Source organism: Shewanella sp. ISS20, from assembly GCF_056522965.1.
In genome coordinates this window covers 3,199,560-3,213,307 of sequence record NZ_JAWRZK010000001.1, presented here as the reverse complement: position 1 = coordinate 3,213,307, position 13,748 = coordinate 3,199,560, and the positions used below count along the sequence as shown (strand labels likewise).

The 13,748-nt window shown below is 43.8% G+C and carries 13 protein-coding genes; 4 read left to right on the top strand and 9 right to left on the bottom strand.

Annotation, left to right across the window (positions count from 1 at the left end; translation table 11 throughout):
* Positions 1–147: 147 nt before the first annotated feature.
* Positions 148–447: a hypothetical protein gene (locus AC1HDP_RS14600; RefSeq protein ID WP_479639298.1), complete on the top strand. Its 300-nt coding sequence runs from the start codon at positions 148–150 to the stop codon at positions 445–447.
* Positions 444–626 carry a DUF2970 domain-containing protein gene (locus AC1HDP_RS14595; RefSeq protein ID WP_479639297.1) on the top strand — a complete coding sequence of 61 codons (183 nt, stop codon included), beginning with the start codon at positions 444–446 and terminating at the stop codon, positions 624–626. Before AC1HDP_RS14600 ends, AC1HDP_RS14595 begins: the two co-directional genes overlap by 4 nt.
* Positions 627–673: 47 nt before the next feature.
* On the opposite strand, the gene AC1HDP_RS14590 is transcribed toward AC1HDP_RS14595, so the two are convergent.
* From AC1HDP_RS14590 to AC1HDP_RS14550, 9 genes are all read right to left on the bottom strand, one after another.
* A complete protein-coding gene (locus AC1HDP_RS14590) occupies positions 674–1,546 on the bottom strand; it encodes a Dam family site-specific DNA-(adenine-N6)-methyltransferase (RefSeq protein ID WP_479639296.1) in 873 nt (290 codons plus the stop codon).
* A gap of 65 nt (positions 1,547–1,611) precedes the next feature.
* Positions 1,612–3,240 carry an AAA family ATPase gene (locus AC1HDP_RS14585; RefSeq protein WP_479639295.1) on the bottom strand — a complete coding sequence of 543 codons (1,629 nt, stop codon included), beginning with the start codon at positions 3,238–3,240 and terminating at the stop codon, positions 1,612–1,614.
* A gap of 12 nt (positions 3,241–3,252) precedes the next feature.
* Entirely contained in the window at positions 3,253–4,332 is a 1,080-nt protein-coding gene (gene aroB, locus AC1HDP_RS14580) for a 3-dehydroquinate synthase (RefSeq protein WP_479639294.1), read from the bottom strand.
* 7 nt (positions 4,333–4,339) lie between these two features.
* The gene (gene aroK / locus AC1HDP_RS14575) at positions 4,340–4,855 is read right to left on the bottom strand and encodes a shikimate kinase AroK (protein WP_140930497.1); all 516 of its coding nucleotides are present in this window, start codon (positions 4,853–4,855) and stop codon (positions 4,340–4,342) included.
* 230 nt (positions 4,856–5,085) lie between these two features.
* The gene (locus AC1HDP_RS14570; protein WP_479639293.1) at positions 5,086–7,134 is read right to left on the bottom strand and encodes a type IV pilus secretin PilQ; all 2,049 of its coding nucleotides are present in this window, start codon (positions 7,132–7,134) and stop codon (positions 5,086–5,088) included.
* A gap of 21 nt (positions 7,135–7,155) precedes the next feature.
* Positions 7,156–7,671 carry a pilus assembly protein PilP gene (locus AC1HDP_RS14565; RefSeq protein ID WP_479639292.1) on the bottom strand — a complete coding sequence of 172 codons (516 nt, stop codon included), beginning with the start codon at positions 7,669–7,671 and terminating at the stop codon, positions 7,156–7,158.
* A complete protein-coding gene (locus AC1HDP_RS14560; RefSeq protein WP_479639291.1) occupies positions 7,668–8,285 on the bottom strand; it encodes a type IV pilus inner membrane component PilO in 618 nt (205 codons plus the stop codon). Before AC1HDP_RS14560 ends, AC1HDP_RS14565 begins: the two co-directional genes overlap by 4 nt.
* Complete coding sequence (locus tag AC1HDP_RS14555; RefSeq protein ID WP_479639290.1) at positions 8,282–8,872, bottom strand: PilN domain-containing protein; 591 nt, start codon at positions 8,870–8,872, stop codon at positions 8,282–8,284. The genes AC1HDP_RS14560 and AC1HDP_RS14555 overlap by 4 nt, the downstream gene beginning before the upstream one ends.
* Positions 8,860–9,939 (bottom strand): pilus assembly protein PilM, encoded by a 1,080-nt coding sequence (locus AC1HDP_RS14550; RefSeq protein ID WP_479639289.1) that lies wholly within the window; start codon positions 9,937–9,939, stop codon positions 8,860–8,862. The genes AC1HDP_RS14555 and AC1HDP_RS14550 overlap by 13 nt, the downstream gene beginning before the upstream one ends.
* A 179-nt stretch (positions 9,940–10,118) precedes the next feature.
* Between AC1HDP_RS14550 and AC1HDP_RS14545 the strand changes: the two genes are divergently transcribed.
* The gene (locus AC1HDP_RS14545) at positions 10,119–12,713 is read left to right on the top strand and encodes a penicillin-binding protein 1A (protein ID WP_479639288.1); all 2,595 of its coding nucleotides are present in this window, start codon (positions 10,119–10,121) and stop codon (positions 12,711–12,713) included.
* 62 nt (positions 12,714–12,775) lie between these two features.
* Positions 12,776–13,708 carry a calcium/sodium antiporter gene (locus AC1HDP_RS14540; protein WP_479639287.1) on the top strand — a complete coding sequence of 311 codons (933 nt, stop codon included), beginning with the start codon at positions 12,776–12,778 and terminating at the stop codon, positions 13,706–13,708.
* Positions 13,709–13,748 lie beyond the last annotated feature (40 nt).

Sequence of the window (13,748 nt, the reverse complement as noted above, 5' to 3'; positions counted from 1 at the left end):
TATTCTACCGCCCAAGTTCGTTCAAATACCAATTCTACGCATAAAAAATGGGCGCCAAGTGTTAATTAACATCTTGTGGCAGTTTAATTTTTAAGCAAACTTGTTATAATTCATTAACTTTTAACATTGCCGCAAGGAATCACTATTATGGCCAAGGGATTTATAGCAGTAGCTATCGCATTGACTGCGCTACTGTCGCTGAATGTTCTAAAACCTGATAGCACAACGACTCATTGCGATGGTGTTACTACTGAGCTCAATACCAGCCTACCCAATAGCCATCCGCTTAATCGCTGCGCCTTAGTGGCCAAGCCTGTGAGTTGGATGCAGTGGATCATGGGCAATAGTCGCTCAATGCAGTTTCACTTTATTGATTTGCTTGAATTAATGACTAAGGTGAGCCCACCTGCAGACAATAAAGATATTAAGCCTAGCCCTAGAACATGAGTAAATTTTGGCAAGCTATGTTAAGTGCTGCAGCGGCGTTTTTAGGGGTGCAGTCAGACAAACAGCGACAAGCTGATTTTGCCGAGTACTCCCCTTTGCCATTTATCATCGCGGGAATTGTATTAGCGCTACTGTTGGTAATAGCTCTGTTGTTGATTGTGCAATCGATATTGCCGTAATCGGCAGAGCTTCAACTAAAGGCTTAAGCTAGCCATTAAAAGGCCTATCAAGCCTTAACTTGCGGCAACTTGCTGTCGTTAATATCAAACTCGCCATGATAAGTCTCATCATACAAAGCAATTAACTCATCAACCTTAGTGCGACTGGCGCCATTTTGACTAATGTTGCGCTGCACCTGAATTTTACCCATGCGCGCGCCATGATAAAGCTCGCGCGTCAGCGCTATATCATGATTACTAATCACTACTGGAATGCTGCGAGCAATCGCCGTATGGCGTGAAAAACGTGCCAGCAAGGCTTGATCGTCTAAGCTAAAACCCGCGCCCACATAAGTAGTAAAACTTGAGGTGGATGACAAAGGCGCATACGGCGGATCGCAATAAATCACGTCGCCACTTTTAGCTAAGCTAAAAGCTTGCTGATAACTAATACATTTAAATTCAGCGCGCAGGGCTTTAACCGCAAAGGCTCGCAATTCCGCTTCTGGGAAATAAGGCTTTTTATAGGAGCCAAAAGGCACATTAAAGCCGCCTTTACGGTTGTAACGGCATAAACCATTAAAACCATGGCGATTGAGATATAAAAATAACACTGAGCGCTCAAAACTGTCCGTGCTCGCATTAAAAGCTAAGCGGTTTTGATAGTAGGCTTCTTTTTGATTCATCTCAGGCACAAATAAGGCCTTGCTCGCCTTGATGTAAGCATCAGGACTATGTTTGACTATCTCGTAGAGGTTAATCAAATCTTGGTTGATATCGCAGAGCAAATAGCTGTCATAATCGGTATTCAGAAACACAGATCCTGCGCCCACAAAAGGCTCTACCAAACGTTTACCTGTTGGCAGATATTGACGGAGGGTGTCAACTAACTTGTATTTACCCCCGGCCCATTTTAGGAAGGCGCGTTGTTTCTGTTTCATTGAGCTACGGATACCAAAAAATGAAGGTGTCGATTGTACTCTGTTTATTGGTAAATTTCACCGCCCTATAATGGCTTAACAGCTAAGGTTTGCAGATTTTTCCACGAACGAACCCCAGGTTTTGCTATGCCATATTGCTTAACGAGTTGATCGCCATAAGCCAAGGCTTGTTTGTAGCTGTCAAATTGTCCAAGTAACAATACCTGCCATTGCTTTTCAGCCACTAGATATGCCACTTGCGGTGACGATAAGCCCTGCATTACCGTTTTAGCCGACGCGGCATTATTTAATGTGGCCAGTTGTAGCGTATAACCTAGCTTAGGTATGGCACTAGGCAGTGTTTCCTTAAGCTCAGGTTCGGATTTTTGATTGGCTCTAGACTCTGCCTTAAGCGCAGGAGCTAGCACCTCAGTGCTAGCCACAAGTTCACGCTCTTTACTCATGGCTTTAGTTTGAGGCTCTTTGATAGTGACTGCTGGCTTAGGCTTAGGCTCAGACTCAAGCGTAACAATGTTAATTGAATCAGATTTAGCGGTAACTAACGAAGCCTGTGATATCTCACTCTTAATGAGTTCAGGTTCGCTAGGCTTATTTTCCATGGCTTTGGTATCAATGGCTTTAGTTTGAACAACCTTAGTTTGCACAGTTTCAACGGGAATGCCCTGTACTAACACCACACTAACGGGAAGCGCTTTGGTTTGGATAAGCTCAGCATGAGCCAACTTAGGCGTAATGGTTAAAGGTGTAAGCGATAAGTCTTTGCCATCCATCGCCACATAGTTAACTGCAAATGCAGGCTTGTTGTCTTTAGCGGGATAGAGATGAGCCAGCACGTATGGCGTAGTTATTTTCGCGATTAAGGGGGCTGCGAAGGAAAAAATGCTTGCAGAAGCCGATAATGAAACCAAATTAGTCACTGGCAAAGTTAGCTGTTTAGCTTGCTGCTCTAACCACCAATAACCACTCATCACAGCTGCTATCACCACAAAGACCGGCAAGATAAATGCGCCTAGCTTGAAACCTGATGATGGCGTAGGTAGCAGTTGTAAGCTTAACCAACTAACGACTTCATTCGGCGTGCCCGCTTGCTTGCAAAGTTCATTCTGCATTTGTTGCCGGGTGACTTGAGGCAAAGCCTCACAGCGGCTCGATAACATATGATAAAGCGCTACTCGCTCTTCAAAAGTCAGGGGCGGTATTTGCAGTAACACTAGCTGAGACTGCTGCGCGCGAGTTAATTGCGTGAGCATATGCTTGGCAAAATCGTGATGACAAGACAAGGTAAACGCTAATTGCAAGCCTACGACTTGTAACTGGCTTAGCACCAGTAATTCCGCCCAGAGCTCAGCGCTGAGATTATCGGCATCATCAATCAATAGATGAAAACTTTGATGTTGTTGATTCTTAAGGCGGCCGAGGGTATGCACTAGCGATTGCTCATCATCAAATATGCTATCGCTACAAATTTGCACTAACAGCTTACGGCGGATTTCTTGGGGTTTCGCGTGTTTAGGGCAAGACAGCCACACGGGTTTACCAGTGCAGTGCTCAGCTAAGGCGGTGAGTATTTGCGTTTTACCCGCACCAGCAACGCCGCACAATAAATAGAGCTGGCTATTAAAACTCGCGAGATGCTGTAACCGCTGTAAAAGCGATTCTTGAGATGGCAGTAATGATGTTGCAAATAGATCCACAGCTCACCTTAGTTAGCGGCGATCTATGACCTTAGCCAGTAAGGAGTCTTCAACTCCAGTGACAATTTGAGCGCTACCTATATCGGTTGGCAGCACCAAACGTAACTTACCCGCTAACACCTTTTTGTCACGCCGCATATGCTTGATAAAACTATCAAAGTTCATTGATTCAGGCGCCGCTATCGGCAAATTAAAACGAGTAAACTGCTGACAAATCCGCCAAACCTTTGACTCATCTATATAACCTAACGCCTGCGCAGTTTTAGCAGCAAGTACTGTGCCAGCTGCAACAGCTTCACCGTGCAACCAATTGCCATAGCCCATTTCAGACTCAATAGCATGACCAAAGGTATGGCCTAAATTCAATAAGGCGCGCACGCCATGCTCGGTTTCATCGTCGCCAACCACTTGAGCTTTGATTTCACAGCAGCGCTTAATTACAGTGGTGAGTACGGATGGTTCAAGAGCCAAGATGGCATCAGCATGTTGCTCTAGGTAATCAAAAAAATGGCCATCCCACATGATGCCGTATTTGATGACTTCAGCCATGCCAGCCGCAAATTCACGACTTGGTAATGAATTCAAGCAGTCGATGTCAATAATCACCTGTTTGGGCTGATAAAAAGCACCGACCATATTCTTGCCAAGGGCATGATTAACAGCAGTTTTACCACCAACAGAGGAGTCAACTTGAGAAAGGAGAGTGGTAGGTATTTGTATAAAATCCACGCCACGCTGGTAACATGCGGCAGCAAAGCCTGTCATATCGCCAACTACGCCGCCACCTAAGGCAACGAACACACAATCTCGACCTAAGGTATGTTCCAATGCTGTCGCAAAGATACCTTCAAGCTGAGATAGGGTTTTGAATACTTCGCCATCAGGCAAAATATGAGAATAAATGGCACCACTCAATCCCTGCAAGGCTTGGGTAAGCTTTGCAAGGAAAAGTGGTGCTATGGTGTCATTCGTGACAATAAGAACGGTTTTGTTAAGTGAATAGCGAGACAAAATCTCACTATCATTCAACAACTTCTGGCCTATATAAATTGGATAACTGCGTTCATCTAATTCAACCTGAAGTTGCTGCATAGTTCACTTAGAATCCTAATTGCTCAATGATTTGATTCGCAACCACTTTAGCGCTTTGTTCATCGGTTTTAACGATGACGTCGGCGATTTCTTCATATAAAGGATTACGAATTTCTGCCAGTTCTTCCAGAACTTGTCTTGGGTCATCTACTTGCAGTAGTGGACGACGCTTATCACGTTGAGTGCGAGCGACTTGCTTGTCAATTGTGGTTTCTAAATACACCACAATACCGCGGGCAGACAGAAAATTACGGATATCTTTACTCTGAACAGAACCGCCGCCTGTTGCTAGAACGATACCTTGCATTTCAGTCAGGTCTGCAACAACCTGAGCCTCGCGTTGACGGAAACCTTCTTCACCTTCAACATCAAATACCCATGCGATATCAGCACCTGTGCGCTTCTCAATCTCGTGGTCTGAATCATGGAATTCCAAGTGCAGCATTTGCGCCAGATGACGACCTATGGTGCTCTTACCTGCGCCCATTGGGCCTACCAGAAAAATATTACGTTTTTCAGCCATTTCTTCTACGTCTGAATCTGATGATCAGTGTGCCTACACCAGCTAACAGAGTTAACCGGCCTTGAATTGTTACCTTGCTCTATATGAGACTTGACCATAGATTATCTCAGTTTAAGGCCTATCAAAGCAAGTGATTGCTGTCGGAATAATCAAGGAAAATACTATTAACCCTATTGACCTAGCAGGAAACCGCGCGGTGACAGCGCTCTAAGCACTGCCACCCTTAGAGATTAAATTTTCTCAGTGACAATTTTAGGGGTCACGAAAATAAGCAACTCCTGGCGTTCATTTTGGTCTGATGAGTTACGGAACATTAAGCCAAGGTAGGGAATATCACCTAATAATGGCACTTTACTCACTCGATTTATCAGGTTTTGCTGATAAATCCCACCCAACACTATGGTTTCACCATTATCGACTAAAACTTGGGTACCAATTCTTTGAGTATCAATAGCTACCGCGGGGCCGGTTGGTGTATCTACAGTTTTACCTTGCGAATCTTGAGTAATTTCCAAATCCAAAATCACGCGATTATCTGGAGTGATCTGCGGCGTTACTCGCAGTGATAACACGGCCTTTTTAAAGGTGACTGAAGTTGCACCACTCGAGGTTGATTCTACATAAGGAATTTCAACCCCTTGCTCTATGTAGGCCGCCTTTTGATTGGAGGTCATTAAGCGAGGACTTGCAATAATCTCACCCTTGTTTTCTTGCTCTAACGCACTTAATTCCAAATCTAAAATGGTGCCATCAGCAAGCTTGGCAATATGAAAGGCAATACTAGCCGAGTTTGCCGCGGCTGATGGTAAGTTCAGGTTTAGACGATCATTGATCGAAGGCACTTTACCGTTAACAATATCCTGCGCGCCTTCGAGCGTACCCGAAGTACCTTTATCACCTTGTTTATCAGAAATACCCCAACGAATTCCGAGATCTTCAGAGACGTTATCTTTTACCGTCACCATACGCGATTCAATCAGCACCTGACGAATTGGGATATCTAAAACTTCAACTAATCTGGCAATATTAGCTAATGATTCTGCGGTATCTTTTACTAATAAAGTATTAGTGCGTTCATCCACCGCCACACTACCGCGGGTGGTTAATAAGCTGGAATCACTGCCTTTAAGTAACTGTGAAATGTCTGAAGCTTTGGCATAATTAATCTGTAAATACTCTGAATATAATGGAGCTAACTCCTCCACTTCTTGCTTATTTTTAAGATTCTGCGATTCACGGATAGCCAATTCTTCTGCGGGGGCCACCATCAGAATATTGCCATCAATGCGCTTATCAAGCCCTTTGGTTTTTAGAATTAACTCTAGCGCTTGATCCCAAGGCACATCATCTAATCGTAAAGTAATATCCCCTTCTACCGTATCGCTGGTGACTAAATTGAAATTATTATAATCAGCAATAATCTGTAACACGGTTCTTACTGGAATGCTTTGAAAATCCAGTGACAAGTTTTTACCTTTATATTCTTTCTTAGCATCCGCCGCAGCGACCTGATTGACCTGATTAATATCAAGCGTAAACAAGTTGCCACTTTGCTTATGAGTAAAAGCGTAATTGCCTTTTACATCGACCAACACTCGCGACGTTAATTCATCACTGAAAGTTTCAAAGCTAGTGACTGGGGTGGCGAAATCTTGCACATCCATCACATACAAGGAATCATTTTGGATTTTGGTATTAAAGAACTTTAGTTCGATTTTAGCCCCAACTTGCTCAACATCAGCCGCGATTTGATCATTATCAAAATAGACTAATAATTCGCCACCACCTTGCGCATTACGACGAAAATCTAGATTTTTAACACCATTAATAAATTCACTTGTACCTAGCGAATTAGCATCAGTCTGATTGTCATTGAGGGTTAATTTATAGCTATTACCTATGGTTTCGCCTTGATATGGCAAAATGCTGTTCATCAGTAATTTAACTTGTAAATTTTGAGCCAGTTGCTGAGTTTCAACTCCTTCGACCCCATTTTTATTAATGGTGACTGTCGAAGTCGCTAGGCCTGAGTTCGCATCAGCAAAATTGAGCAATAATCCTGATGGGTCATTGGCTATGGCTAACACTGGCGCTTGAATAATGGGTTCACTAAACACTAATTCCATGGTTAACTGCTGCCCTGCGAGCCCATGGTATTTAATATCTATCAGTTGATTAGCTGCCATCGCCATGGGGATGGCTCCTAGCCATAAACCCAAACCTATCATGGCCCTGGTATCACACTTTAATAAGCGCGCGAGATTGACAACTGCATCCATTATTTATTCATCCTTCCCAGGTTATTTACCGGTAAGTTCCATGTTGCTGCTGCGTACAGTCCAACAACCAGTGCCATCCGGAATTAATTCTAAAATTTCCACATTTAAAGGGGTGATATTGGCAATTTTGCCGTGGAATAACCCTAAATATTCACCAACGCCCATGCGATATACATTGTTATCATTTGTTTGAATTAATGCCCAAACTTTATCTTTATCCTTAAGGCTACCACGCATCTTAAGGTTATCGAGTGGGTAGGTTTCTAATCTTTCTTTACGTCGTCGTATATCTGGTTGTATACAGTCTTTCGATGAATCAATAACCTCTTCGGTGAGTTCGCGTGACGGCGGCACAAATGGGCTGCGCATCAACTCAGCTTGATATTCAAAGTGCTCAAATTTAGGCGGTTCTTTTAAGGGCGGAATATGCGCGACATGTTGAGCCTTGGTCGTAGTCACAAACGACTCTAAATCACTTTTATCCCCATAACACCCGAGTAAACCACAACAGATAACCGCAACTATTAACGGTTTCATGGTTTGACTCCTTTAGCATTTTGAGGCAATTCAGCCCCTTCTTTAAAGCGATAAGTCTTAGCTTGAATATTCATTTCAAGCTCACCAGACTCCTGCTTAATGATAGTAAAATCATGCAGGCTCACAATCCGGGGTAATTTAGCCACGCCGGCAGCCATCTTACCTATCATATGGTAATCACCACGCACCGACATGTTGATGGGAAACTCCAAATAGAAATCGAGTTCAACTTCCGGCTGCCAATTCAGACTGTTAATTTTTAAGCCAGAATCCGTGGCTACAAAAGTTAAGTCATCGAGCAAACCTGGCATTTCATTTTTAGAAGGCAACATTTGTAGTAATTCAGCAAATTGCTCTTCCATGACAATAAGCTGTTCTCGATATAAGACAAGGTTAGCGGCCAATCGATATTTATTTTTAAAATCTTCACGCAGATCTAGTTCTTGTTGTTCTACCCGAGCAAGATTTTCGCGCGCATCAGAGATAAAAAGAAAATAACCACCAATACAGACAAGGACAGCTAATACAGTCGCAAAAACGGCTTTTACCTGCAATGGCCAACTGCCAACATTTTCAAAATCAAGATCGTTAAATTGCTGAATATCAAATTTCATTTGCTAACCCCACCTGTTGACTGCGCAGCTTGTGTGGCTAATGCATTTTTTTGCTGTACCGTAATATTGAGATGGAATTGATGTAATTGCCGGAGTTCTTCATCATTCGACACTATGGACTGCATAGTAGGTTCGTGTAACCAGTCTGATGTTTCCGCTTTGCGCATCATATTAGCGACATTATTATTGGATTCACTGCGCCCCTCAATCCACACCATGCTGCCTTTCTTTTCGATGCGAGATAAATAAATGCCTGCAGGCGTTAAACGAACTAACTCATCTAATACATGAGTAGGTAAATTACGCGACGCTTGCAACCCTAAAATAATCTCAGTGCGCCGCTCAATATCTTTTTTACGCTCAGTAATGATAGTTATCTCTGCAATTTGTTTATCAAGCAAACTAATTTCATGAGCTAAATAGGCATTTCTGGCTTCTTGTTCAGTATGCATAAAATCAATGAACATTAAAGTTAAATACACAACTAAGCCTGACGCGAGAAACACTAATGCTAGAGCGCCTAAGTAATCTTTTTTTTGCTTATCTCTTGCCTCTTCACGCCAAGGCAATAAATTTATGTTCGCCACTGGCCGTAACTCCTTAAGGCTAAACCACAAGCAACCATATATTTATTGATTTCAGGTTGCAGTCTGGCTTTTATTGCTTCATCGGCATACAAACATCCCTGAAAAGGATTGGCCAATATACACGTAATACTAAACTCAGCCGTCAGTAAATTAGTCATGCCTTCTAAAGCGGCAGTGCCGCCGCTAAGCACGATATAATCAACTCTATCGCGGCCACTAGAAGTGCAATAAATTTGTAAGGTACGTTTGATCTGCTGGAGTAATTGAGTTTGAAACGGAGATAACACCTCAAACATATAATTACGAGGTAGTTCACCTTGAAGCTTAGCTTGTTCAGCTTGTTCGTAATTCATACCGTAGAAAGATAAAATCGATTGTGTGAATTGCTCGCCGCCAAAGGCTTGTTCGCGAATAAAGCTAGTTTCACCATTATCGACAACGGCAAACGTTGTGATATTCGCGCCGATATCAATCATAGCTATGGCTTTCTTATCTGCGCCCTCAGGTAATTGCCCCAGAATTAATTGATGAGCCCGCCCAAGCGCATAACCTTCAACATCAACCACTTTAGCTTCAAGCCCAACTAAATCGAGTGCATCCACTCGGCCGTCCACGTTTTCAGAACGGCACGCGGTTAATAACACATTCACCTTAGATGGGTCGACGTTATTAGTGGTTAAAGTTTCAAAATCTATACTGACTTCATCGAGTGAATAAGGAATTAAATTCTCAGCCTCGATATCAATTTGAGCAGCCATTTCTTGCTCGCTCAAAGACGCATCCATATAAATGACTTTCGTCATTACCGCGGAACCAGAGACGGCAACTGCGGCAAATTTGATACTTTTTGGCAAGGATAGCTTAACGAGTCTTAAGCACTCAATGACAGCTTCGCGATCGCGAATATCATGATCATTTACTGCGCCCTTTTTAATGGGCACAGCAACATGATGGAGAACTGAGAAACCATCAGGAGTTTTCCCTAACAAAATCGCCTTAACCTCATAAGATCCGATATCAATCCCGACCATTTGAGGAGCTTGGCGCTTCCATAGTTTTGAAAGCATATTTCCTTGCCATTTTTATATACACAAAAACATGTTAGCATAAAAACAACAATTTATAAGCCAACAAACACATCTACACATAAGTTTTAACCGGAGAATTTGCAGAAGCTGAAGATACTTCTCGGAAATGAACAAGGCTTATATACTAACAAGTTAAAATAGCGGCTCAGGTACTTTAGGTGAAATGGTTTAAACGCGTATTAATAGCATTTTTTAGTCTGGCATTACTGGGGATTGCAGCCATTATGGCGGCTTACTATTACGTACTGCCGGATTTACCTGATGTTGCCACCTTAAAAACGGTGCAATTACAAACCCCACTGCGGGTTTACAGCCGTGACGGCAAACTTATTTCGCAATTTGGCGAGAAACGCCGCATCCCAGTTGAATTAGATCAAGTGCCTAAGCACTTAATTGAAGCTGTACTGGCGACAGAAGATGCACGTTTTTATGAACACCAAGGCATAGATCCCGTGGGTATTATCCGCGCTGCCGTAGTGTTAGTGACCACGGGTGAGAAGAAACAAGGCGCCAGTACCATTACTATGCAGGTTGCGCGTAACTTCTTTTTAAGTAGCGATAAAACCTATATCCGTAAAGTGAAAGAAATTTTTATCTCACTGCACATTGAGCAGTTGCTGACTAAAGATGAAATTTTATCTCTTTACCTTAATCGCATTTATTTAGGCCAGCGCGCCTATGGCGTGGGCGCAGCGTCGCAAGTCTATTTTGGTAAAAATCTGTCTGAATTGGATTTAGCCCAACAAGCCCTGATTGCTGGACTGCCTAAAGCACCATCATCCATGAACCCTATCACCTCACCTACTCGCGCGCTTAATCGCCGTAACGTGGTACTGGGGCGAATGCTAGAAGTCGGCTATATCACCAAAGCTGAATATGAAGAAGCCATAGCGCAACCTGTGGTGTCTAAATATCATGGCGCCGAAATCGACTTATATGCTCCTTATGTGTCTGAAATGGTCAGAGACTATATGGTGCAAAAATACGGTGAAGAGCAAGCTTACACTAGCGGCTTTGATGTCTATACCACTATAGATTCCAAGCTACAGTTGATGGCACAGCAAGCCTTGCGCAATAACGTGTTCACTTATGATGAGCGTCATGGTTACCGCGGCCCAACGGCAGTGTTATGGGCTCCTAATGAGGCGTCGCCAAGCGAACAAGCCATTATTGATACTTTAAAGCGCACAGAAGCGTTGCCCGACCTAATACCTGTTGCTGTGATTGCTTTAGATGGCAAGACTGCAACCGTATTAACTGTCTCTGGTAAGCAACTTACCCTGCCTTGGCAGGGATTAAGCTGGGCGCGCACCTTTATTAACGATCAACGCCAAGGCAAGCCACCTAAAACTAGCGCCGATATTTTAGCTGTCGGTCAACAAGTGTGGATCCGCCAAAAAGATGATGTTTGGCAGTTATCGCAAGTGCCTGAAGTTTCAAGTGCGATTGTAACCTTGCGACCTGATGATGGCGCCATTTTAACCTTGATGGGCGGCTTTGACTTTAAGCACAGCCAATATAACCGCGTCACTCAAGCTAAACGTCAGCTGGGCTCCAACATCAAACCCTTTATCTATGCCGCGGCATTAGAACAAGGTTATACCTTAGCAACCCTTATCAATAACGCGCCCATTAATGAGCCTGATATTCGCCAAGGTATTGCTTGGCGGCCAAAGAATTCACCTGATGTTTATGGCGGACCGACTCGTTTACGCATAGGTTTAGCTCAGTCCATCAACGTGATGTCGGTGCGTACCATGCGCCATGTGGGCTTAGATAACACTATTAAAAAGCTTACTGAATTTGGCTTTAACCCTGCCGATTTACCACGTAATGAATCCATTGCCTTAGGCTCGCCATCTGTCACGCCGCTGCAAGTCGCCACAGCGTTTGCAAGTTTTGATAATGGTGGCTATCTGGTTGAACCTTACTTCATTGATAAAGTGCTATCAGCCACAGGTGAAGTGTTAGAGCACTCTAACCCAACCTTAGCCTGCGCGCCGGCGGCAGGCACTGAGCTCAAGACTGCTGACTCTCTGGCATCTGACATGCTCACAGATAACGCAGAGGATACAGCTAACGCAACGCTAACTGAGCAAGACAGCGCGATGACACTTGCCCAAGCGCAAGAGCAAAGTAATCCATTGGCGCGCTGCCACAGCCCTGATGCTCGCCATGCCACGCAGATTATTTCCGAGCCAACGGCCTTCTTAATTTCAGATGCACTTAAAAGCGTCATTTGGGGTGGCGGTAATTGGAGCCATAAAACTGGTTGGAGTGGCACAGCGTGGCGCGCTGCCAAAACCATTAAGCGCCATGATATTGCAGGTAAAACCGGTACTACCAACGAATCAAGAGACACTTGGTTCAGTGGTTTTGGTCCTGGTATGGCTACCACTATCTGGGTTGGTTTTGATGATCATGGACGGCAATTAGGTCGCACAGCGTGGGACCCAACCGGTCCTGCGGATCAAATTTCTGGTGCTGAAGCTGGCGCAAAGACCGCAGGCCCGGCGTGGAATGATTTTATGAAACATGCGCTTGAAGGCGTGCCAGAAAAGGCAAGTCAACCACCTGCTGGCATAGTGTCTGTGCGAATTGATCGCGCCACTGGCAAGCTTACCCATAAAACCGATTACACCAGCCGTTTTGAGTATTTTACTGCGGGGACTGAACCGACTGAATATGTGAGTGAGCAAACAGATAACAGCGATCTTTTTAAAGATTCGCCGAACGAGGATCTTTTTCAGTAATCGAATGCCAAGCCAGTCAAGCGATTGACCGGCTGTCATTTTTATAAGGACATAACAATAACATGATGATTTTTTTATCGCTCATCGGCGGTTTTATTATTCTCACCTTAGGCGCGGAAGCTATGGTACGTGGTGCTAGTGCCCTAGCTTTACGCTTAGGCATTACCCCACTCGTTATCGGTCTTACTATTGTCGCGTGTGGCACCAGTGCCCCAGAACTCGCCGTCAGTGTAAAGTCAGCTTTGGCAGGCAATTCAGGCATAGCATTAGGCAATGTGATTGGTTCCAACATTGCCAATATTGGCTTAATTTTGGCGATTACCGCGTTAATCCGCCCAATCACAGTGCAATCGCAAATGGTTAAGCGTGATATTCCCATCATGATTGCCGTGAGCATCTTGTTATGGGTAGTATTAATTGATGGCGAGTTATCGAATTTCGATGGCGCACTGTTATTTGGGCTGTTAATTGCCTATTTAGTCTTTAGCTATATAGACTCCAAAAAACAGAATACCGAAGTAGAAATTGATAACTCACCACAAGCGCCGTGGTTATCAATATTACTGATTGTCGGCGGAATTGCCTTATTAGTGGGTGGCGGCATTTTGTTTGTGGATGGCGCGGTGGATTTAGCCCGTACCTTTGGGATTAGTGAAGTTATTATTGGCTTAACGATTGTCGCTATCGGCACCAGTATGCCTGAATTTGTAACCTCAGTGCTTGCCGCCCTCAAAGGCCAAAGTGATATCGCCATTGGCAACGTAGTTGGCTCTAACATTTTTAACATTCTGGGAATTTTAGGTATTACCGCCTTAATTTCACCTATCTCGTCAGCCGGATTTCAAAGCTTAGACTTTATTGTGATGTTAGCGTTAGCGGCTATCTTATTGCCTTTTGCTTATACTGGCTTGCGTTTAGGTCGCCGAGAAGGGGCTGTTATGTTAGTGGGTTATATTGCTTACATTAGTTATTTAATTAGCCAAGTAACTATCTAATAACCATCTTAATTGCATGGCTTGTCGTATTGGCCTAGCA